This is a genomic window from Desulfuribacillus stibiiarsenatis (assembly GCF_001742305.1).
Classification (GTDB): Bacteria; Bacillota; Bacilli; order Desulfuribacillales; family Desulfuribacillaceae; genus Desulfuribacillus_A; species Desulfuribacillus_A stibiiarsenatis.
The window spans coordinates 111,834-133,274 of sequence record NZ_MJAT01000033.1; the positions used below are offsets into that span (position 1 = coordinate 111,834).

20 protein-coding genes, 1 CRISPR repeat array and 1 other annotated feature (1 of these 22 cut by a window edge) are annotated in these 21,441 nt (G+C 36.2%); of the genes, 6 read left to right on the forward strand and 14 right to left on the reverse strand.

The annotated features are described in order from the left end of the window. A CRISPR array of direct repeats spans positions 1-1,087; the repeat unit is 37 nt; unit sequence GTTTCAATTCCCTGTACGGAAATTAGATTGTTGTTAC; it begins 139 nt to the left of the window's first position. Between the two features lie 324 nt (positions 1,088-1,411). From cas6 to BHU72_RS09895, 9 genes are all read right to left on the reverse strand, one after another. Further along, positions 1,412-2,182, reverse strand: coding sequence for a CRISPR-associated endoribonuclease Cas6 (cas6, locus tag BHU72_RS09855; RefSeq protein ID WP_069702466.1), 771 nt, complete (start codon positions 2,180-2,182; stop codon positions 1,412-1,414). 49 nt (positions 2,183-2,231) lie between these two features. Continuing rightward, positions 2,232-3,062: a hypothetical protein gene (locus BHU72_RS09860; protein WP_069702467.1), complete on the reverse strand. Its 831-nt coding sequence runs from the start codon at positions 3,060-3,062 to the stop codon at positions 2,232-2,234. Beyond that, on the reverse strand, positions 3,055-4,056 hold the full coding sequence (locus tag BHU72_RS09865; RefSeq protein WP_069702468.1) for a hypothetical protein: 1,002 nt from the start codon (positions 4,054-4,056) through the stop codon (positions 3,055-3,057). The genes BHU72_RS09860 and BHU72_RS09865 overlap by 8 nt, the downstream gene beginning before the upstream one ends. Positions 4,057-4,079: 23 nt before the next feature. Continuing rightward, positions 4,080-4,787 (reverse strand): RAMP superfamily CRISPR-associated protein, encoded by a 708-nt coding sequence (locus BHU72_RS09870; RefSeq protein WP_069702469.1) that lies wholly within the window; start codon positions 4,785-4,787, stop codon positions 4,080-4,082. After that, complete coding sequence (locus BHU72_RS09875) at positions 4,784-6,823, reverse strand: Cas10/Cmr2 second palm domain-containing protein (RefSeq protein WP_069702470.1); 2,040 nt, start codon at positions 6,821-6,823, stop codon at positions 4,784-4,786. Before BHU72_RS09875 ends, BHU72_RS09870 begins: the two co-directional genes overlap by 4 nt. Before the next feature lie 12 nt (positions 6,824-6,835). After that, on the reverse strand, positions 6,836-7,762 hold the full coding sequence (locus BHU72_RS09880; RefSeq protein WP_069702471.1) for a DUF6602 domain-containing protein: 927 nt from the start codon (positions 7,760-7,762) through the stop codon (positions 6,836-6,838). A gap of 329 nt (positions 7,763-8,091) precedes the next feature. Next, entirely contained in the window at positions 8,092-9,453 is a 1,362-nt protein-coding gene (locus tag BHU72_RS09885; RefSeq protein ID WP_069702472.1) for a citrate/2-methylcitrate synthase, read from the reverse strand. A gap of 36 nt (positions 9,454-9,489) precedes the next feature. Further along, positions 9,490-9,933 (reverse strand): MarR family winged helix-turn-helix transcriptional regulator, encoded by a 444-nt coding sequence (locus BHU72_RS09890; RefSeq protein ID WP_069702473.1) that lies wholly within the window; start codon positions 9,931-9,933, stop codon positions 9,490-9,492. A 185-nt stretch (positions 9,934-10,118) separates the two neighbouring features. Continuing rightward, complete coding sequence (locus BHU72_RS09895; RefSeq protein WP_069702474.1) at positions 10,119-11,003, reverse strand: AraC family transcriptional regulator; 885 nt, start codon at positions 11,001-11,003, stop codon at positions 10,119-10,121. 145 nt (positions 11,004-11,148) lie between these two features. Here BHU72_RS09895 and BHU72_RS09900 point away from each other — a divergent pair, with 145 nt between their 5' ends. Next, entirely contained in the window at positions 11,149-11,619 is a 471-nt protein-coding gene (locus tag BHU72_RS09900) for a cupin domain-containing protein (RefSeq protein WP_069702475.1), read from the forward strand. 138 nt (positions 11,620-11,757) lie between these two features. On the opposite strand, the gene BHU72_RS09905 is transcribed toward BHU72_RS09900, so the two are convergent. Continuing rightward, a complete protein-coding gene (locus BHU72_RS09905; protein ID WP_069702476.1) occupies positions 11,758-12,999 on the reverse strand; it encodes an MFS transporter in 1,242 nt (413 codons plus the stop codon). A gap of 168 nt (positions 13,000-13,167) precedes the next feature. Here BHU72_RS09905 and BHU72_RS09910 point away from each other — a divergent pair, with 168 nt between their 5' ends. Beyond that, the gene (locus BHU72_RS09910) at positions 13,168-13,512 is read left to right on the forward strand and encodes a cupin domain-containing protein (RefSeq protein ID WP_069702477.1); all 345 of its coding nucleotides are present in this window, start codon (positions 13,168-13,170) and stop codon (positions 13,510-13,512) included. Positions 13,513-13,571: 59 nt separating this feature from the next. Here the strand turns inward: BHU72_RS09910 and BHU72_RS09915 are convergent, their stop codons facing one another. Next, positions 13,572-14,117, reverse strand: coding sequence for a GbsR/MarR family transcriptional regulator (locus BHU72_RS09915; protein WP_083248380.1), 546 nt, complete (start codon positions 14,115-14,117; stop codon positions 13,572-13,574). A gap of 254 nt (positions 14,118-14,371) precedes the next feature. On the opposite strand from BHU72_RS09915, the gene BHU72_RS09920 reads away from it, so the two are divergent. The 3 genes from BHU72_RS09920 to BHU72_RS09930 are packed head-to-tail and all read left to right on the forward strand — an operon-like array spanning position 14,372 to position 17,356. Further along, the gene (locus tag BHU72_RS09920) at positions 14,372-15,610 is read left to right on the forward strand and encodes a quaternary amine ABC transporter ATP-binding protein (RefSeq protein WP_069702478.1); all 1,239 of its coding nucleotides are present in this window, start codon (positions 14,372-14,374) and stop codon (positions 15,608-15,610) included. A gap of 1 nt (position 15,611) precedes the next feature. Next, the gene (locus BHU72_RS09925) at positions 15,612-16,460 is read left to right on the forward strand and encodes an ABC transporter permease (RefSeq protein WP_069702479.1); all 849 of its coding nucleotides are present in this window, start codon (positions 15,612-15,614) and stop codon (positions 16,458-16,460) included. Then, complete coding sequence (locus BHU72_RS09930; protein WP_069702480.1) at positions 16,460-17,356, forward strand: glycine betaine ABC transporter substrate-binding protein; 897 nt, start codon at positions 16,460-16,462, stop codon at positions 17,354-17,356. The genes BHU72_RS09925 and BHU72_RS09930 overlap by 1 nt, the downstream gene beginning before the upstream one ends. Positions 17,357-17,437: 81 nt before the next feature. Here the strand turns inward: BHU72_RS09930 and BHU72_RS09935 are convergent, their stop codons facing one another. The 3 genes from BHU72_RS09935 to BHU72_RS09945 form a co-directional block, all read right to left on the reverse strand. Next, a complete protein-coding gene (locus BHU72_RS09935; RefSeq protein ID WP_069702481.1) occupies positions 17,438-17,617 on the reverse strand; it encodes a transcriptional regulator in 180 nt (59 codons plus the stop codon). 78 nt (positions 17,618-17,695) lie between these two features. Continuing rightward, positions 17,696-18,922, reverse strand: coding sequence for a tyrosine--tRNA ligase (gene tyrS, locus BHU72_RS09940; protein ID WP_069702482.1), 1,227 nt, complete (start codon positions 18,920-18,922; stop codon positions 17,696-17,698). A gap of 88 nt (positions 18,923-19,010) precedes the next feature. Then, positions 19,011-19,242 (reverse strand) — a binding site (T-box leader). Positions 19,243-19,309: 67 nt separating this feature from the next. Further along, positions 19,310-19,912 (reverse strand): class I SAM-dependent methyltransferase, encoded by a 603-nt coding sequence (locus tag BHU72_RS09945; protein WP_069702483.1) that lies wholly within the window; start codon positions 19,910-19,912, stop codon positions 19,310-19,312. Positions 19,913-20,055: 143 nt separating this feature from the next. Between BHU72_RS09945 and ilvA the strand changes: the two genes are divergently transcribed. Continuing rightward, entirely contained in the window at positions 20,056-21,258 is a 1,203-nt protein-coding gene (gene ilvA, locus BHU72_RS09950; protein ID WP_083248381.1) for a threonine ammonia-lyase, read from the forward strand. Positions 21,259-21,441: the final 183 nt, after the last annotated feature.

Here is a 21,441-nt window from a genome sequence, read left to right on the forward strand (position 1 = left end):
TTCATGAAAACGTTTCAATTCCCTGTACGGAAATTAGATTGTTGTTATGCCATTATTGTAAGGCCTCCTGATACTCATAATGGGTTTCAATTCCCTGTACGGAAATTAGATTGTTGTTACTGTAAATGAAATAAACAAAGGAAACATAACTATTGAGTTTCAATTCCCTGTACGGAAATTAGATTGTTGTTACATTAACAGTTTATCAAATACAGGTGACTTTACCGATGTTTCAATTCCCTGTACGGAAATTAGATTGTTGTTACAGAAACTTCATTCCGTTGAAAAACAAGATTTTATCGATGAAGTTTCAATTCCCTGTACGGAAATTAGATTGTTGTTACTGATCTTCAGACATTACAGGATAAAGCAGCTGAAGGTAAGTTTCAATTCCCTGTACGGAAATTAGATTGTTGTTACAATTTATGACGATAGGTTCACACAAGCGAGTTCACTTTTGTTTCAATTCCCTGTACGGAAATTAGATTGTTGTTACATAAGGAGCTTTACAATGTGAGCGTAGACGTATTATTGTTTCAATTCCCTGTACGGAAATTAGATTGTTGTTACCTGACAATTTGCAAGAGTAAATTCGGACTTCGTGTTTCAATTCCCTGTACGGAAATTAGATTGTTGTTACCCAATTGATTATGAGATTGCCAAAGAAAACGGAATATCGTTTCAATTCCCTGTACGGAAATTAGATTGTTGTTACCCCAACGGGCAGACCTCCCCCTAGCGTTGCATTGTTTATGTTTCAATTCCCTGTACGGAAATTAGATTGTTGTTACGTCGATGTAAATGCTGTAACAGCTGGAGTTCATATGTTTCAATTCCCTGTACGGAAATTAGATTGTTGTTACTTAAAAATCTTAATAACTTACCTGAATGCGAGGATAAGTTTCAATTCCCTGTACGGAAATTAGATTGTTGTTACCAAGAGGTCGAGGTATACAAGTTTAAGTTTGCCGGCGAGTTTCAATTCCCTGTACGGAAATTAGATTGTTGTTACGAAAACTTTAATCCATCTCGTGAAGTTACTGTTTATTCGTTTCAATTCCCTGTACGGAAATTAGATTGTTGTTACCGCATCAGAGTTTTTCCATTATCAGTTATGTGTTGTGTCGCTATAAATCGAGAGGCTCAGTTTTAAAAGTGGATTTGCGTACAAAGAAACTAGTTTGGTAATTCTAAAGCTTATTTTACATAGAATTCTAAACATCGAGCAACTTCTGAAAAAATTAGCCACCCTGAACCTCTCGAAAAAATAATTATTATGTGTAGCCTATCTACTTCTATACTTCTTCTAGACTATTTAGTAAATTTCCTTCTTACGTAAAGATTTGAGTAATAACGGATAATAGCAAACTAGTAAGGATTCCACTACATTGTCTAGAAACTTTTAAGCAAACTACTTCATCAATCGTACTTGTCCCATTCCCATTGTTGTTTTATAGCCTACTCCTGAAAAGGCAGCAAACTGAGACAACGAATTTACTGCCCATTTCATTACTTCTGCTGAATCGCTTGGTAGTGTATAGTTACATATCCCCTTAAAACCAATCAAGTTATAGTTTTTGAATGGAACCATAATCGTTTTCAACTCATACTTTGATACATTTATTTGAGAGAAATCTACAATTGGCAACTGAACTTCACTGAAATATTCCCATTTATCTTGCAAACTACCAAATACTAATTCGGGCTCTGGAAAAAGCAACGTTTTCCCACTACTACGAAAGCAAGTTGGGGCGGTAAATTCAATATTAATTCGCGAGTCCTGATATCCTGCCGCCATAAAATCATAATATGTTTCTTTACTTATCAATTCTTTTGCCTCTACTACTACGAAACCAGCACTTCCAATCACCAATAAATTCTTCTTTAGATATTCAAGCATATCAGGCAGACTATTAGTCAATCTTTCTGTCAAAGTCGCCAAAGTAAATGAGCAAATGCTTCCTTCTTCAATCTGTGCTACACCATCACGCCGCTGAAGCTTTCCAGCTAACGGTCCAATGCTAAATGGTTTGTACTGCATTTGATGAATCTCAGAAGCTAGCTCATTATCAATATTCTCTACCGCCTTAAAAAATAATCCGTGTAATTCTGCCCCTCCATGTCCTTTGATTATTCCTGATTCCTGGCAAAGTAATTGTATTGAGATTTTTTTTAGTTGCATGTAAGGAAATCCTCCAATTGCCAATTAAGTTGATACTATTTTGTTATATCTATTCCATAACTTCTTTTATGTTAACCAATCCATAAGGTAAAAATAGTACTTTATCAATAAATAATGCCCCTGCATTTTCTTCTAAACCTAGGATTGAGTGTTTCAGACCTTTGTATCCACCGATTATGATTAGGTTATTATTAGCTAGCGTATCTTTAAGCTTATTATTTATTCGAGTTAAATCGTTAAATTCTGGATTCATTTCTTGTAATTTATCTAGATATTCTAGCATTTTTTTTACTTTTATCTCGGTAGTATAAGAAATATTTTTAAGAAAAGAATTAATCGAAAAATCACTAGGGATTGATATTGTCAATTGTAGTTCAACATTAGGTTTTAACATTTCTATAGCAACATTTTCAAAAAATGGTTCCCACTTAACTTTTTTACGCTCCGTTTCGTTTTCCGTTTCGTTTTCCGTTTCGTTTTCCGTTTCGTTTTTTTTGGGCGATTTAATGTGGTTTGAAGCCAAAAAATCCCTATTAAGATATTGTACTTTATGTAAATTTCGAAGTTCAATACTAGTATTTTGAAGAGGAACATCATCGACAATAATTTTAGTTTCTCTATTATTTGAAGCATGTACCATAGCTCCCTTCAAAGAAGAACCTGGTATATAATAGTTGGTCTCTTTCGGCGAGTATTCTTCATATTGACCGTATTGATAAAATGGATAGATAATATTAGGAGTCTCATCATCTGGCCATTTATCATCAAGGTCTTGATATTCATAATCAACATTTTTGTAAAAGGCTTGGCTTTCCCTTGGCGATATAATTATATATGATTTTGTTTCTAATTTAATTTTATATTTTTTGTAATTATTCATAAACCAGTGCCCCCCTACTCTGCAATGGATATAAAAAGGAGTTGCCAAACACGATGGAATTCTTGTCAAATTTCGCTTCTATAGATTGAGTCAAATCATTAAGTTTATACTTATTGGTACAAGCTATGATACTACCAGAAGAAATAAAGCTCAGAAAATGATTGTCCTTCTCAATAATGTGCGTATCCCAACTCCCAACCATTTCAAAAGGTCTACGATCAGATGTGTATAGTTGCAAAACGGAATTATTATAGTCAATATGCTCTGGAATCATCATCCCTAGATTAAGATAGTGATTTGAATTATGATTGTTTACTTTTTCTGTTATTGCAGATTTGAAAGTAAATAAATTGAACCCCTGCGATGCCCTTTTTCCTAGTACTACTATTTCTTTTTTCTCTACTAATGAATACAGACAACTTAGAAACTTATCGACCAAATCCGCATAAATATTTTCGTAACATGGAATTCCGACAAAGAACTCATAATCTGTTATTACCTTGTGTTCTTTGCTTTTACTCGAATGAGGAATGAGAACATATTCATTTTTTGGCACTGAATACAGGTCATTCCCTATACCAGCCAACTGATAAACATCTTCTTTTATTCCCAGTCGAATTTGTTGACTTGAAACCTTGGATATATAGTCGAAATTAAAAACGTTGCTATCAATACTGCTGATATCTGACAGAAGGTTCCATTGGCATTTGCTAACAAAGTCTAGTTTCTTAATCTGCTTATAATACTCTTTCTTCCCATCACCTTGATATCGAGAAATCAAATAGTTTTTAGGCGTCGGGATATAATTTTCTGGTAACATATCTGAAATCATTAGAGTTATCTGCTTTTGTTTAACAGCCTTTACAAACATCTGTCCTTTTTCATGCCCATATTGATCAGAAAACAAGTACATTAGACAGCCAAATATTTTTTGTGAATCAGGCAACTGTGTCATTTGTCCATTTAATTTCATTTGTATTTTATGTATCTCCATAAGAGCTTCAGCCCTCCTTATAATTAGCCTTGATCTTGAAAATCTATTATTATTTTCCCATAGCCTCTACTTTTTGAGTTCCCAATTCTATAAATTCCTTCGTTAAATTTAGTTAAACTAGACTTTACAAAATCACGAACTATTTTTAAGCTTTGTTCATTACTAAAATTATAGAAATCGATTTCCCCTGCAAATGTAATACCCTTTATAACAGACTTATATGTTCTCGGGTTTGAACTAACCGTTGATTTCTCTTTATCTTCCGTTATAGAATTCTTACTATCTATAGAAAAGCACTGTTCTGATTGAAGTGAATGGTTCATTACATGAAAGTCAGAAAAAATTAGCTTTGGTGACCGATTGACTCCTTCGATACCAAATAAATATTCTAACGATATTCGCTCTTTTGTATTTAGAAATTGTTGCAATGCTTTGTCTAACTTCACCTTGTCATCCATACGATGTAATAATGTTATCTTTTCTTCTTCTGTTTTAAAATAATCTTCGTATATTTGAACTATATATTTGTTAGAGTTATCCTGTATTGTAATCATGTCTTTAATCATAGCCCTAAAAGCACCTTTGAATGATGATGCTGGTATATATGGTTTGCCCTCATTGTCTAAAACAGTGCACTGATCAATTCCGCCAATCTCAAAAGTCGAGGGTGCACCACCAATAAAAAGATTCGAGTCCGTAGTTATAATTATTTTTAAAGGATTTCGTTTCACTTGATTACCCCGCCTTTTTTATTTTTTTGTTGATGGTTTTTGTTACCTGTTCGTTTATTATCTTTGTCTTTTTCTTTTTCGAAAGCATCTTTGTAAATATTTTTAAAGGCAATTAAGGCATTATCGTAGTTATAAAAGTTTATCAAAGAATCTATGAAATCCTCATCCCAATATTTTTGTTCGGAATTATCTGACGCCTTTTTCTCAAAAACTGTCGAATTAAAATCTTTATAGTAGACAGGTTTTTCTTTACTATCTGTTTTCTGGTCTTCACGCAACTTTGTATGTTTTAGTATGGCAACAGTTCGTTCTATAGATTGTAAATTTTTATATTTCTTTAATTTGAATAACATTGATGAAGTAAGTTTTACTTTGCAGTATATTTCAATCCGTCCACTATGCTTTTTTCTTTCTATAAAAAGTTTTCCGTAGGGGTTTCTATTAATAATATGATCATATAAATAGCGAAGCGGTTTAGTATATACGAGGCTTTTGATCTTTAAAAGCTTCCAATAATCATTATTAAACTCTATCTCCGTTAATTCCTCATTAAAAGTGGCTTTAAATCGCTCATCAGAAAAAAACATTAATAGTCGAAGCTTTTTTTCAAACCAGTATTTAGTGTTCTCGTTAAGAGTAATTTCTAGTGAAGGTCTAGAATTACTTGATACATTTGTTAATAGAAAATCTATCAATAGTTTTTTTAACACCAATTCGGGCTTGGACTTTTGCCTGTCACCGATATACTCAGGAGTTAGATGGTACAATACTGAATTGATATACGCTATATTGTTCCCTTTGATGGTTGTGTCCGTGATTCTGTCTAGCAGCTTATGAAAGTAGCTTGGGGTTCCTAAACTATCACAGCCCTTTAATCGAATATAGTTTAATAGTTTTACTTCGTTATACAGTTTGCTCCAGCCAATTTTTGATCCCTTCCCCTTAAACTCTTCATATGATGCAAAGAACGTATTATTTATGCATATTCCTACTTTAATAATTCCTGGCTCTTTATTCTTTTTCGCTATATTCAACTGATTTTCTACACGTTCATAATAATAACGTATTGGTTGTTTATTATATGATATATCTATCCCTACACTCATTGAGAGCTTTTTATCGCTATCAATCTCTTGTTCAATTTTTATATTCATTTCATTTAGCATTGTCTTCAGTAAGTTGACTGCCGTGAAAATATGATTGACATTAACAGCAAAAAAAATGTCGTCTCCTGCAACATAGAATGGAAACATCTTGAAATTTTTCACTTTCATTTTTTCATAATAATGGTGGAGCTTATCTAGAGATATAAAATCCGATAAAATTTGACTTAGCTTGTCATAGGAGCTTGCATTATCTATCCTTTTAAACAGATCACCTACTCCATCCAAATCCGCCTTAATAACTGCAATTCTGTATTGTTCATTTTTTCTCCCATCTTGCTGATTCTCCTGGTATACGTCTGGCAGCAGATCATCAATATTTTTAGCAAAAATGTATTCATTCACTGTAGAGGCTTCCTTAGCTTCCTCTTTATGAAACCCTATTTTAATGCAGCTTTTAGGAATATATGTTGCTTCTGGAAAGCGGAATAAAATTTCCTTATTCGCTTCTATAATACTGTTCCTACTTTTTGGGTCTTCTAATTTTTGCTTGCAAGTTCGAATATTAGCTAATTTATCAAAAGAATCTTCAATAATCACATATTTCAGTTCAACCTGACCAGCAAATAGATGGTAATAATCACGGTATAGCTCATTTAGTTTTTGAATCACTATCTCTTTTAAGAGTACTGTTTTAAAAATTACTTTTCCAGGTATACTTAGTAAAATCTTACTCTGGTTTTCGTGCTTTCCCTCTATATAAAACTTCTTTTGCACAGCTTCCATAAATAATTGAGAAATCTCTCTAGATGAGTTGCAAATAGTTTTCAGTGTATCTTCTTCTTTTTGTTTCTCTTGCTCGTGTGCTCTTATAGCGTGATAGAGAAAATTTTGAATTTTATCGATTGTAATAGCTACAATTAAACTTCTCATAGCTTTCCTCCTTTAACCTTCTAATTCCAAGTGATCATTGAACATTTTTACGTACGCCTGATGTGGAAATAGCAATGGGTTATTAATCAACATGAGCATTTGATTTAACTGAAAAATGAGCGAAAGAATAGATATCTCTTCTTTCTCGCTTTTCTCATTTTTGCTACTAAAGACTTTATAGTTATTAAATGAAATATCAAGATCTTCATTAGATTTAATAACATTGTCAATTGTGCCATTATGATTTAATCTCTTATATGCTTGTGCTAAAGTGTTAATATCATCATTTATTGAAACTTGTAATCTTAGCTTATTTGTTCCTTGTTCTCCCGTTGTAATAGAAGTTGTGGAAATTGTAAAGTCAAATATTTTTTTTAAATTATGTGTATCTGTCCATTTCTCATTTAAATGACATAAAATTTTTATTGGTCTTGTTGATGTTTGAGTCTGCTTATATTTCTCTTCAATTTTAGTAGTTTCATCACTTTTAATAATGCTTTCAGATTTATTTATAGCGATATAGCTATGCATTCTAGCTATTGAGTTAAAACAAGTTTTAAGTTTGTCAATTCTATAAATCCAATCACTAATTCCTTCTGGGCCAAGACTATTACTCTTGCACTGAATTACTACCGCTACAGCTTCTATCGGAATAAATTTCATTTCTCCATAGTTAAAAATATATGGGGTATATTGTTCATCAAAAATAGCTAAGTCCACTTCCTTCGATACACTACCTTCAGAATCAATAATAAAAACAGATTGTTCTATAGAAAATTTTTTAGGAACAATTTGTTCAAATAATGATTTCCAGATTTTTTCTCGGAAACTGCCAATAACAGTTGGATGTTCACATTGCAAATGCAATTGGTTTGCAATAACGCTCTCTAATTCTTGATAATTTTTTGCTATTAAATTAATCAATTTAATATCGCCCATAATTTACCCCCTAGTTTTAAGAAAGTATCGAGAATAAAAAACAATAACAAACTTCTATTCCTACCACACTTCGACAAATTCCCCATATCTCCTCGTTCGAATATTGTCGCAATTTGTCGAAACAGTAAATATTTACATACCCATGCATTTTCAAATAAAAAAAACAACCTTCTCAAATTACCTTACATTGAGAAAGTTGCCTATTATAATCGACTACTATAATAATTCACATATTCTATCCGCGCTTATTCAAGTGCAGCTAAATCAATTCATTTTCAGAAAAACTTGGACAGGAATCGTATGGAAAGTAATCATGAGACGTAATTAGTCTATCTTTCAGACATTTCCGTATAATTCTTTTCCGTTACGATACTCACATAAGCAGGTCTCATGATTTTGTCGACATTGATTAGTTCCTCTAAACGGTGGGCGCTCCAGCCAACGATTCTTGCCATTGCAAAAATAGGCGTATAGAGCTCCAACGGTATATCTAGCATGCTGTATACAAACCCGCTATAGAAGTCGACGTTTGCACTAACACCTTTATAAATGCGGCGCTCTTTCGCGATTACTTCTGGTGCAAGTCTCTCAATCATCGAATATAATTCGAAGTCTGCTCTTCTGCCTTTTTCATCTGCCAGCTTTTCAACAAATCCTTTAAAGACTGTTGCTCGTGGATCGGATATGGAATAGATGGCGTGTCCCATTCCATAGATTAAACCACGGTTATCAAAGGCTTGCTTGTTAAGGATTTTAACTAAATAGCGTTCTACCTCAGCTTCATCTTTAGTATCAGCAACATTCGCCTCTAAGTCGTTCATCATCTCTACTACCTTAATATTGGCACCACCATGCTTAGGTCCCTTTAAGGAAGATAGGGCAGCAGCGATTGCTGAGTAGGTATCAGAGCCCGACGATGAAACGACTCTTGTAGTAAATGTAGAGTTATTCCCTCCACCATGCTCCATATGAAGTAGCAAAGCAATGTCTAATACACTTGCCTCAAGGTCTGTATATACCTTATCAGGTCTTAACATTCTTAAAATATTCTCGGCTGTTGAAAGGTTCTCTTCTGGTCGATGGATATAGAAGCTATCGTCACGCTCATAATGATTAAATGCGTGATAACCGTATACAGACATCATCGGGAACGTAGCAATCAGGGTTAAGCATTGTTTTAAAACATTATCTAAAGATAAATCTGACACATTATCATCATAGGAAGCTAATGTCAGTACACTTTTTGTCAAAGAATTCATAATATCCTTACTTGGAGCCTTCATAATTACGTCTTTGACAAAGTTTTTCGGAAGATTCCTGCAACTAGCAAGGATAACTTCAAATTCCTTGAGTTGCTCTTCATTAGGCAGGGATCCAAATAATAGTAAATACGTTGCTTCCTCAAACCCTTGACGTTTGTTATTGATTGCACCATTTACTAAATCTATCACATTGTAGCCGCGGTAAAATAGTTTACCCTCACTTGGTACACTTTCCCCATTCACCACATCATGAGAATGGATTGCTGAGATATTGGTAATTCCAGCAAGTACACCCTTCCCATTTTTGTCTCGCAGACCACGCTTTACCCCATATTCGTCATATAAATTAGTGTCAATAAAATTCTTTTCTACACATACTTTACTGTACTGTTCTGTGAAGTTATCAAGATCGTATCTACCATTCTTCATAAAATACCTCCATTAGCTATTCTTAATTTTCAATATCTATTCTTCATTTTCAATTGCCTCATTAATGTTCTTAGAAAGTTTTTTAGCGACAATAGCCATGAGTTTTCTCTCTTCTAATGAAATATCTTTAAATATAATCATTAGTAAATTCTTACGCATCTCTTTAGCTTCTTCTAGTAATGGTTTGGCGTAATCAGATATTTTCAAGTGAACACAACGTCTATCCATAGAATCATGATTTGAATGCAAATATCCCTTTGTGATTAAAGAAGTGATTGCTTTTGATACATGGGATTTCGCAAAAAACTTCAAATCGACAATATCTTTTGCTGTATCATATTGCTTGTTATTTTCTAAGAAAAGTAATATTTCAATTTCAAGCTTTGTTAGACCATACTTCTCTGATATTTGATGGCATTTTTTCTCGTACAATTTTTTGAATTGCTGACCACTAAAGAGAAGCTCTAGCGTATTATTCATCCATTGATACCTCTAGTCTGTATAGTTCATTTGAAAAAGTTCGTTTTTGAATTGTTCGATTTGAAACTGTTCTGTATAGAACTAATTTTGAAGTAAAAAAAAGAATATGTCAAGCTAATTTAACATATTCTTTATTCCCGTTTATATGACTTATACGTTACTATTTTAGGAAATGGTCATTTTGTTCATATGTGACTTTCTACTCTCGTTACTGGTATCCAAATTTCGCTCTTATAGTCAGGCAAGGTCGTGTCTTTGCTCTCATTCCACAAAATCTCAGGTCCTTCTACTATTTCATAACTAGAGGACGGAAACCATTCGGAGTAGATTCGACCCCAGATATTTTGTAACGTTTCTGGAAAAGGACCAACTGCTTCAAACACTGCCCATTTGGAAGCAGCCACTTCTAATTTTTCTAAACCATCAGGACATATATTCGTCGTTGCTACCCCAATATAGTGATCTAACTCGCCTTTTTCCTCCATTCTCCCTTCAGAGAAATTTACGGAAGCACTTATTAGACCCTTTGGCTCAATGTTTGATAGTTCTTTGAGTTTTGTAATCATTTCCATGTTTAAGCTTTGCCACATTGCTGCAATTTCTGGATTCACACCATTAAAGACGATTGGTACTCTTTTTTTCAATCCAACAATTTGAAATGCTTCTTTTTCAACAATTCGGTAATTCATTTCATTCCCACCTTCTATGGTTAGTTGGAAGGTCATTTGGGGATATGCTTTTAATAGATGCTGATTCTTCCTAGCTTCTGATGGTGTTACACCATGCATATTTTGAAAAGCCCTGGTAAACGAATCTGCAGAACCATAACCATATTTCATCGCAACATCAATGACCCGTAACTTGCTCCCTATAAGGTCAAATCCTGCTAATGTTAATCTTCTCCTGCGTATATATTCACTAAGACTGACACCTGCAAGGAAAGAGAACATCCTTTGAAAATGATATTCGGAACAATATGCGATTCTCGCAACCTTCTTGTAATCTATATCCTCCAAGAGATTCTGTTCCAAGTAATATAGTGCTTCATTCATCTTTTTGAGCGTATTCAAAATGACACCTCCTATTACCGTTAAGAATAGCAAACACCAATCGATTGCATCCGACTTTTTCAGCACGTATTATGGCGTTTTGGCACCGCCTAAATTCCTCAGCATATGATATTACCAACCCACGAAAAGGAGTGCTGAACACGAAATGTATCATAATGGTTACCCTTATTGGGGATGTTCACCAAGACCACAAGGGGGATGTATCCCTATAAGAGACTATGGTCCACATCCTTTTGTAGTCAATATCGAAGGTGCTACGAAACAAAATACGACATTCCGTACCGCTTTATGGACAGGAGAATATTTGCAACTTACGTTAATGAGTATTGAGGTCGGAGACGATATAGGTCTAGAAATCCACACGGATCATGACCAATTCATTCGTATTGAAGAAGGCCAAGGTCTTGTCATGATGGGCGATAGTAAAGATCGATTAGATTTCCAGGCGAACGTCTATGAAGACTATGCAATATTTATTCCTGCAGGCAAATGGCACAACCTAATTAATACAGGCTGTACGCCACTCAAATTGTATTCTATTTATGCACCACCAGAGCATCCACACGGTACAGTTCACAATACCAAACAGGATGCTGAGCGGGCACACGGTTATTAGGCAATAGAATTATACAGAAAACTTGGTATTCGCCAAGCCTCTGGCGAAGAGAATGCCTTAGTTGCACTTATGTACATCAGATAAAATTTATAAATTCTGATGTACATAAGGTCTTTTAAAACAGCTCTAATGAATCGATTAGAGCTGTTTTTCCCCTGCCTTCACTAACGTTTTACTCCCTACCAACATGAAGCCTTGCAAAAATAAAAGAATTCCAGAACCAATTAACAACCATTCGATTTTCAAAACATCCGCTAATGGTCCAAACACAAGCATTCCCAAAGGCATCATCGAGGTAGAAATCATTCCTAGAACTCCAAAGACCCTCCCTAGATACTCCTCTTCCACTTTTTCTTGTAAAAGTACTGTTGAAGGGGTGTTAAATAAAGGGATCGCTACCCCTATAATGCTCATGAATAACAAATAGATCCAAAAGTTCGGAATGATCCCCAAAGCAAATGTACATAGACCAAATATCATACAGCCTAATGTCATGGTGTGTATTTTATTCTTAAAGCCTCCCCAAAAAGCCATCACGAATCCACCTAGCATCATCCCAATGGAAAAAGCAATTTCTATAGCCGTTAATCGCCAAACATCACTACCAAAACTGCGTGTAACCTGAAGAGGAGTTAAAAAAGCTGCCGGTGCAATGAGCACAAAGAAGACAGCGAAAAAGACAAAAAACTTCTTCAAAAAAGCATGCTGACGAATATAATTAATCCCTAGTTGTAAATCTTTAAAGTAACTGGTTGTTTGCTCTTGCAGGGCTTTTGCATGCACTGGAATTTTCAGAAGGAATAGTAACGTAAAAATCGCAATTACTGCTGTAATCACATCAATGAAGAAAATAGCCTCTAATGTAGCAATGCTCAGAAGAACGGCACTAGCCATTGGAGCTAGAAGATTGACGATCGCATGAATACTCCCATTGATTCCATTCACTTTTGTAAGATTGTCGGCTGGAACTATCTGTGGAAGTATGGCTCCCACCGCTGGTGTCTGGATGCCAGTCCCGACCGCCCGAATCGATGCCATCAGAAATAAAAGCCACGTAGTTCCATATCCCAAAAGAAAAACAATCGCCAGAATCAGTGTTGCCGTTGCAATCAGCGCATCCGCCATAATGATGAGGTTCTTGCGATTATAACGATCTGCCCATACCCCCGCAATCGGAGATAAAAAAAACGTAGGAAGAAACCCACATATAATATACATCGTCATCATTAATCCCGACTCAGTTGTTAACGTAATATACCATAAGATAGAAAACTGCACTAAAGCAGAGCCAAAAAGCGATATCGTTTGACTTGATAAAAATAGAATAGTATTCTTTTGCCAATTCGAATAACTATCATTTACTTGTTCGTTTGTTTGCATACTGATTTCACGTCCTTACTTATCATCACATAAAGAAGACTTGTGTAGTGTCGAAGATGATTATATCAAAACATAAACTGAGAATAAATGCCACTGTTACGGATACACTAAGAAATATTTTTCAAGTAGATTTCAAAATACATTAAACAGATTTATGGAGGCTATAGTATGGAAACCTTTCAATTAGCAGACAAGATGGTCTTCTCAGACAAATCCTTAACGAAAAAGATTATTTATAGCGATAACAGTATCTTAGTTTTCGTTCTCAACTTTAAGCCTGGACAGGTATTACCTCCTCATACTCATCCAGGGATGGTTACAATTGTTCAAATCCTACAAGGGACTGCAATATTTACAGTAGACGGAAAGGATACTCAACTTACTTCGGGACAGGGACTCATCTGTCAGGAGAAAGAAATGCTGAGTTTACAGAATAGTGGAGATGAAGATCTTTCCCTTTATGTAACTCTTTCACCAGGACCTGAGAATAAGATATTCGCTGAGGAAATCTAGAGCACATCTAAAAGAGCCTAATCAATCAAATGATAGGCTCTTTATTCTATATTTCTTATCTATTTATCCTTCTTCTTATCCGTTGGAACAAAGTTTAGAATTTCCTGTGTCTCAAAACTGTCGATCAGTCTATCTTGCCAATCATAATAGTTAAGCCTTTCTTCTAGCTTTTTAAGATCACCCATGGCACTCTCACGGATTTCTTCTGAAGTATTAGGATCATCAATGAGTTGTTTTAGTTTGGCAATGGATTTCTCCATCGTACTGCTATTCATCATAATAGCTGCTCGCCATTTAATTGTGAAGTAATCAAAAAAGCACTGATACCAATCTTCTTTGATTGTATATAAATCCTTCCTTTCCCCTTTTACCCAAACCTTTTCCACCATATTTAAATCAAGTAAGCTTCTAACCGAAACACTCATACTTGTTTTACTCATACCAAGCTCTTCTTTCATTTCATCAAGCGTAAGCGGCTTATTGGCAAAAAACAGTAGACCATATAACCTTCCAGCAGATTGAGTGATTCCATATAGGTTCATGTTTTGAGCAAGTGCCTCTATAACCATAGCTCTAGACTTTTCTAATATTTTAATATCATTCAATGATTTCACATCCTATAAATTATTAATACTATTTAGTTCTAGCCTACATATTCACGAAAGAAATGTAAAGTGCTCTTTTATAGCATAATCGGGAGTATATAAGAGTATTTATAAGTAATCTTCCTGGATATTACGTACAGTTATAACTGTACGTAATATATAAACGATAAACACGGTATACAAAGTTTGAACTATATCAAACAAACGGACTATAATTAATGAGGTCATAGTGGCCAAATTAAAGAGGTGAAAAAATGATAACAAATATAAAAATTAAAGTCAGTGATGTGACCAAGATTTTTGGTAAATCCTCAAAAAGGGCTTTGCAGTTAATAAAAGAAGGAAAGTCAAAGGATCAAATATTAAAAGAAACGGGATCAACAGTTGGTGTCAATCGTGCATCCTTTGAAGTCAAGTCAGGCGAAATTTTCGTTATTATGGGTTTATCCGGTAGTGGCAAGTCTACCCTAGTCCGATTGCTAAATCGTCTGATTGAACCAACGTTAGGCCAAATCCATATCGATGGTAAAGATGTAGTGAAGATGAGTAAGGAAGAACTTAGGGAAGTAAGAAGAAAGAAAATAAGTATGGTCTTTCAAAAGTTTGCATTGTTCCCTCATAGGACAGTGCTAGAAAACACTGAATATGGTTTAGAAATTCAGTGTATTGAAAAGTCCAATCGACACAAAAAAGCAATGGAAGCCTTACACTTAGTAGGACTTAATGGTTATGAAAACCAGTACCCTAGTCAGCTTAGTGGTGGAATGCAGCAACGTGTAGGACTTGCGAGAGCTCTAGCAAATAATCCAGATATTCTTCTAATGGATGAAGCATTTAGCGCATTAGATCCTTTAATTCGAAAAGATATGCAGAATGAGTTGCTAGAATTACAATCTACTATGGAGAAAACAATCGTCTTTATCACCCATGATTTAGATGAAGCACTTCGTATTGGAGACAGAATTGCACTAATGAAAGATGGTAATATCGTACAAATCGGAACACCTGAAGAAATATTGATGAGTCCTTCGAATGAGTATGTTGAGCGATTCGTAGAGGACGTAGATCTTGCGAAAGTATTAACCGCGCAACACGTTATGAAGCGTGCAGAGACCGTTCAAGTTGATAAAGGTCCTCGCGTCGCACTTAAGTTAATGAAGGATTTAGGAATCTCATCAATTTACGTCGTGGATAAACAGCAAACTCTACTCGGGGCAATTACCGCAAAAGATGCTTCGAAAGCAGCGGAGGAAAACCAATCATTAACAGCCATACTAGATAAAGATATAAATGTAGTTGGAACAGACACAATCTTAATCGATTTATTTGATAAAGTATCATCGTCCAGCATCCCCGTGGCAGTTACGGATGGAAAAGGGCGCTTAAAAGGAATTCTAATCAAAGGGGCTGTTATTGGGGCTCTTGCTGGTAACGAGCAATATATCAATGCGGTTGCTAGTTCCCAGGTAACAGAATCTAAGGAGGTGATGTAAGATGAACGGTATTTTACCGAAGCTTCCTTTAGCAAAATGGATTGATAGTTTAGTAGACTGGATGACCGCTACCTTTGGCGGAATATTTGATAGCATATCTGATGGGGTTGAATTTTTCGTAGAAGGAATTGTCTCAGGTTTAGGCGCGATGCCTGCTATACTCCTAATTATTCTCGTGACGTTGCTATCTTGGAAAGTTTGTAATATACGAATTGGAGTCTTTGCATTACTAGGTTTGCTTCTAATTGATAATCTAGGGTATTGGGAACATATGTTAGAAACACTTGCTCTTGTTTTGACTTCCGTATTGATTTCTATCGTTATTGGAATACCTACTGGTATATGGGCATCACAAAGCGACAGAGTTAGGCAGGTTGTTACACCTATACTAGATTTGATGCAAACAATGCCTGCATTCGTTTATTTACTACCAGCAATTTTCTTCTTTAATATTGGAGTAGTACCAGGGGTTATAGCATCCGTCATCTTTGCAATGCCGCCAACTATTCGTTTAACCGTGCTAGGAATTCAACAAGTTCCAGCAGATTTAATTGAAGCAACAGAAGCATTTGGCTCCACCACCAAACAAAAGCTTTTAAAGGTGCAATTACCACTAGCAATGCCAACAATCATGGCAGGGATAAACCAAAGTATAATGTTATCATTATCCATGGTGGTAATAGCATCTATGGTTGGAGCCCCTGGGTTAGGTACGGAAGTCTATCGTGCTGTAACTCAAATTAAAACCGGTGTTGGGTTTGAAGCTGGTCTGGCAATCGTTGTCATTGCTATTTTGCTAGATCGCATCACTCAAAATATAAGCAAGAAAAAACAAGGGGGAACAGCGTAATGTTTAAAAGAATTATTGGAATTACACTAGCTTTAGTATTAACTATGGGATTAGCAGCCTGTGGAGGAGACCAAACAGGAAGCCCATCTGAAACTACTAAATCTGTAGGGGAACAAGTCGGTTACAAGATTGTAGGAATTGATCCAGGTGCAGGATTAATGAAATTAACAATAGACAAAATCATCCCTGAATACGGACTTGATAACTGGAAAGTAGTGGAGGGTTCTGGTGCTGCTATGACTGCCGCTTTGAAAAAAGCCTATGACAAAGGGGATCCAATCATTATAACAGGTTGGAGCCCACACTGGAAATTTGCAAGCTATGACTTAAAATACCTAGAAGATCCAAAAGGTATTTATGGTGGAGCTGAAGATGTGAATACAATCGTTCGTCTAGGATTAAAAGAAGATCACCCTGAGGCTTATAAGGTTCTTGATCAATTTAACTGGAATCCAGAGCATATCGAAACAGTAATGAATTTGATTCAACAAGGCGCTGAACCAGCTGATGCTGCGGCCCAATTTGTAAGTGAAAATGAAGCTTTAGTTAGTACTTGGACCGAAGGAGTTAACCCAGTTGACGGGAAAGAAATCAAAATGCTTTATGTAGCATGGGACGATGTCATCGCTAGCTCAAACGTAGTGAAAAATGCACTTGAAAGCATCGGTTATAAAGTAACTTTAGTTCAAGTCGATGCTGGTCCAATGTGGGCTGGTATAGCTAGCGGAAGTGGTGATGCAATGGTGGGTGCATGGTTGCCAACAACTCATGCTGACTACTACGCTGAATACGAAGGAAAGTTTGAAGACCTAGGTGCTAACCTTACTGGCACAAAGTTAGGATTAGTTGTACCAGCATACATGGATATTAACTCAATCGAAGATTTAAAAGAATAATATATACAACGCAAAACCCTGAATAATAATTTATTCAGGGTTTTGCGTTGTATATTAATCTGCTGTTGAAATCCAGTTGCCTTATTCTGCTGGTTCCCACTTACAACGAACTGGAGAAACAATCGCATTATCTTTCTTTAACTCTTTAAATGCATTATCAACCTCTTTGCGGTCTAATCCTGATAATTTCTCAACCTCACCAGCACTTACTGGTTTACCTGCTGCCTTCATTACTTCTAATACTTTATCTTTAGCACTCATTCGATCATCTCCTAATATTTAATGTGGTTTTATTCCCTATTTTACCCTAATTAGATAATGTGGTAAATAAAAACGTATTTAATTTTTCAGTAACGCCTTATGGTACGTTTTCTTCCCCTTACGAATTTTGACACCGTTTTGCAATTCGTCTGAAGTAATATTATGATCGATAGATTCAACCTTCGCTTCATCAACATATACCCCACCCTGTTGAATCAGGCGCCTCACTTCACTCTTAGAAGCTGCCATAGAGCATACCAGCATCAAATCTACTATGTTTATAACTCCAGCACTTAGCTGTTCAACAGCTATCTCCGTTGTTGGCATATTGGAATCATCCGCACCCCCTGCAAACAGTGCGTGAGCAGCGCTCTTAGCCTTCTCGGCTTCCTCTTCACCATGGATCATCTTCGTTAGTTCATAAGCCAGGATTTCCTTAGCTTCATTTAATTGACTGCCTTCCCACTTGTCCATTTCATCAATCTGTTCTAGTGGCAAGAATGTAAGCATGCGTATGCACTTAAGTACATCGGCATCACCAATATTACGCCAGTATTGGAAGAATTCAAACGGTGAAGTCTTGTTAGGATCTAGCCATACAGCACCCTTTGCCGTTTTCCCCATCTTATTGCCCTCAGAATTCATTAACAGTGTAATTGTCATTGCATATGCATTTTTGCCTAGCTTACGACGGATTAATTCTGTACCACCCAACATATTCGACCATTGGTCATCCCCACCAAACTGCATATTACAACCGTAGTGCTGAAACAGATGATAGAAGTCGTAAGACTGCATAATCATATAATTTAATTCTAGGAATGAGAGGCCCTTTTCCATTCTCTGCTTATAACATTCAGCACGCAGCATGTTATTGACAGAGAAATGTGGTCCAACTTCACGAAGCATTTCAATATAATTAAGCTTCCCTAGCCAATCTGCATTGTTCACCATAATCGCTTTATCATCTGCAAATTCAATGAATCGTTCCATCTGTTTCTTAAAGCATTCAATATTATGCTGGATTATCTCAGGTGTCATCATCGTACGTAAGTCTGTTCGGCCCGACGGATCACCAATCATACCCGTACCACCTCCTAGAAGGACTACCGGCTTGTTTCCAGCAATTTGCAAACGCTTCATTAGGCATAATGCCATGAAATGCCCAACATGTAAGGAATCGGCAGTTGGATCAAACCCAATGTAAAATGTTGCTTTCCCATTGTTCACTAGTTCTGTAATTTCTTCTTCGTCGGTAACCTGGGCGATCAAACCACGGGCTACTAATTCATCATAAATTTTCATCGTAACAGCTCCTTATTAAAATTTAAACATTAAAGAAAAATTGGCATTCGCCAATCTTATAGTACAAAAAACCCCTGCTCCGAAAGGAACAGAGGGCAGAAATTGCGGTACCACCTCAAATTTGGAAATTCCTCACAGAATTCCCCTCAACAAGTGTATGAACACTCAAACGCTATATTGGGCGTACCCATTACACCCTACTACAAGTTCAGGTGGCGGCTCCAGGATGTATTCGAATCAGTGCGTCTACAGCCTCTCACCAACCAGCTGCTCTCTGAATGACGTGATACTAACCTACTTCTTCCCTTCAAAGCTTGGATTTATTCACTTAACGATTAAACAAATTCTAATCGAATTGACGATAAAAGTAAAGTCACAGCTAAAAGCTTATTTTTTAGCATCAATAATAAACATCGATGCATCTTGACCCATAAATAGTTTGCTTCCAGTGTAAAATGTTTCAGTTTGAACGTCTTTAAACCCTATCTCCAACATTATTGCTTTAAGCTGTTCCTGATCAAACCCATTATGGACCAAATCTGAAACAACATTTTCATTTTTATTAAAGTCAACGAGTAATAAATGACCCTCATGGTTTAAAATATTATATAACTTTGATAAGACAGAAGTATAGTCTCGAATATGTAGCAGAACTTGTGCCATAAAAATATAATCAGCTGAGTTGTCAAGATTGATAGAAGTTTCTAAATCTAGACATAAAGAGCTTGCATTCTGAGCATTAGCATCAGAAATCTTCTTATTAACGATATGAAGCATATTCTGTGAAGTATCTAGAAATAGTATGGATCTAAATTTATCTAACAAGTCCATACCTACCAGACCAGTTCCACATCCAAAGTCAATCGCGTCCTTATCCCTAGTGTTAACTAATAGATTTTTGATAGCATCTGTTGATACCTTAGCAATATGGACTCTTTCAGGAGTGTCATATATATTGGCTATCATCTCAAAAATATCATTATTTCCCATTCTTGTACTCTCCAATCTGTCTCAATCAATTAACACTTGCATATTGTATCAAATTCAGAACTTATGGTACAGTTAATTGACATCCATATGATCTTAAAGCATCGAAAAAACATTCTTCAATCGTTATACTGGAGGAAAGACACTTGAATATCGAAAAAATTGAAAAGGCCCATGCAAAATTAATGGAATTCATTCACAACACACCATTAAAACACTCCCATACATTTTCGCAGATGGTGAATTGCTCTTTATACCTTAAGTACGAGAATCAGCAGAAAACGGGTTCTTTTAAAGTCCGTGGCGCTTACAATAAAATCTCTACATTACTAGAAACATCTTCTCCCCCAGCCGTCATTGCGTCTAGTGCTGGTAATCACGCACAAGGGGTTGCTTTTGCCGCTTCTTCGCTGGGAATCAAATCAACCATCGTAATGCCTAAGAGCACACCTATAGCAAAGGTCGCTGCCACCGAGGAGTACGGCGCTGAAATTGTATTATATGGAGATTGCTATGATGACGCGTACAACAAAGCAATGGAGCTACAGCAAGAGAGTGGGGCTGTCTTCATTCACCCCTTCGACGACGAAGATGTGATTGCAGGCCAAGGAACCATTGGCCTAGAAATATTTCGTGACTTACCTGATGTCGAAGTAGTGATTGTACCAGCAGGTGGTGGCGGATTACTGGCAGGCGTTGCATACTATATGAAACAAGTCAACCCAAAGGTAAAGGTTATTGGGGTCCAATCATCTGGAGCCGATGCCATCGTTCGTAGCTTTTACAATGCCAAGTACACCGAAACAGAAAAGGCAATCACCATTGCCGACGGAATTGCCGTAAAGAAGCCTGGCTTATTAACGATGTCTCTCATCCAAAAGTATGTTGATGAAATAGTGACAATCTCGGATGCCGAGATTGCTGCAGCCATCCTACTCATGTTAGAACGGGACAAGCAAGTTGTTGAGCCCGCAGGGGCTGCTTCCTTAGCTGTTGTCCTCAATAATCGCTCAGACTTCGCTGGGAAGAAGGTTGCTTGTGTTCTTTCAGGAGGAAATATCGATGTAAGCTTTATTCATAAAATCGTAGAAAAGGGCCTTGTGAAGCGTGGAAGGCAGTTAAAATTACGTACCGTTATGCTTGATAAACCCGGGAGTTTAGAAAAATTCGCTTCCATCGCTTCAAAGTGTGGCGCCAATATCATCATGGTACAACACGACCGAACGAACGCCGACTTACATCTGAATGAAGCGATCCTCCATGTAATATTCGAAGTCAGTGGTCCAAAGCATGGAAACGAACTAATCCAAGCCTTAGAACAAAACGGTTACCGAGTAACGATTGAATAAAGAATCTCGTACGTACCGTGTCTTCAAGTAGCTACGCTACTTGGACACGCTTTCGTGGCGCACCAAAAAGATTAATTATGAAATGATTGAAATTAGTTGTAGAAAGTGCTATGCTACCAACGGTAAACTCTAACATGCTTCACTACATAACAATAAATTGCATGGGGATATTATAAATTGAAG

Bases quoted from the DNA above. Each gene is read 5' to 3' on its own strand.
- BHU72_RS09860 (WP_069702467.1), bottom strand. From the start codon at position 3,062: ATGAATAATTACAAAAAATATAAAATTAAATTAGAAACAAAATCATAT.
- tyrS (WP_069702482.1), bottom strand. From the start codon at position 18,922: ATGAAAATTTATGATGAATTAGTAGCCCGTGGTTTGATCGCCCAGGTT.
- BHU72_RS09945 (WP_069702483.1), bottom strand. From the start codon at position 19,912: ATGGGAAATAATGATATTTTTGAGATGATAGCCAATATATATGACACT.
- BHU72_RS09920 (WP_069702478.1), top strand. From the start codon at position 14,372: ATGATAACAAATATAAAAATTAAAGTCAGTGATGTGACCAAGATTTTT.
- BHU72_RS09935 (WP_069702481.1), bottom strand. From the start codon at position 17,617: ATGAGTGCTAAAGATAAAGTATTAGAAGTAATGAAGGCAGCAGGTAAA.
- BHU72_RS09905 (WP_069702476.1), bottom strand. From the start codon at position 12,999: ATGCAAACAAACGAACAAGTAAATGATAGTTATTCGAATTGGCAAAAG.
- BHU72_RS09925 (WP_069702479.1), top strand. From the start codon at position 15,612: ATGAACGGTATTTTACCGAAGCTTCCTTTAGCAAAATGGATTGATAGT.
- BHU72_RS09865 (WP_069702468.1), bottom strand. From the start codon at position 4,056: ATGGAGATACATAAAATACAAATGAAATTAAATGGACAAATGACACAG.
- BHU72_RS09930 (WP_069702480.1), top strand. From the start codon at position 16,460: ATGTTTAAAAGAATTATTGGAATTACACTAGCTTTAGTATTAACTATG.
- BHU72_RS09885 (WP_069702472.1), bottom strand. From the start codon at position 9,453: ATGAAGAATGGTAGATACGATCTTGATAACTTCACAGAACAGTACAGT.
- BHU72_RS09890 (WP_069702473.1), bottom strand. From the start codon at position 9,933: ATGAATAATACGCTAGAGCTTCTCTTTAGTGGTCAGCAATTCAAAAAA.
- BHU72_RS09910 (WP_069702477.1), top strand. From the start codon at position 13,168: ATGGAAACCTTTCAATTAGCAGACAAGATGGTCTTCTCAGACAAATCC.
- BHU72_RS09880 (WP_069702471.1), bottom strand. From the start codon at position 7,762: ATGGGCGATATTAAATTGATTAATTTAATAGCAAAAAATTATCAAGAA.
- BHU72_RS09875 (WP_069702470.1), bottom strand. From the start codon at position 6,823: ATGAGAAGTTTAATTGTAGCTATTACAATCGATAAAATTCAAAATTTT.
- cas6 (WP_069702466.1), bottom strand. From the start codon at position 2,182: ATGCAACTAAAAAAAATCTCAATACAATTACTTTGCCAGGAATCAGGA.
- BHU72_RS09900 (WP_069702475.1), top strand. From the start codon at position 11,149: ATGTATCATAATGGTTACCCTTATTGGGGATGTTCACCAAGACCACAA.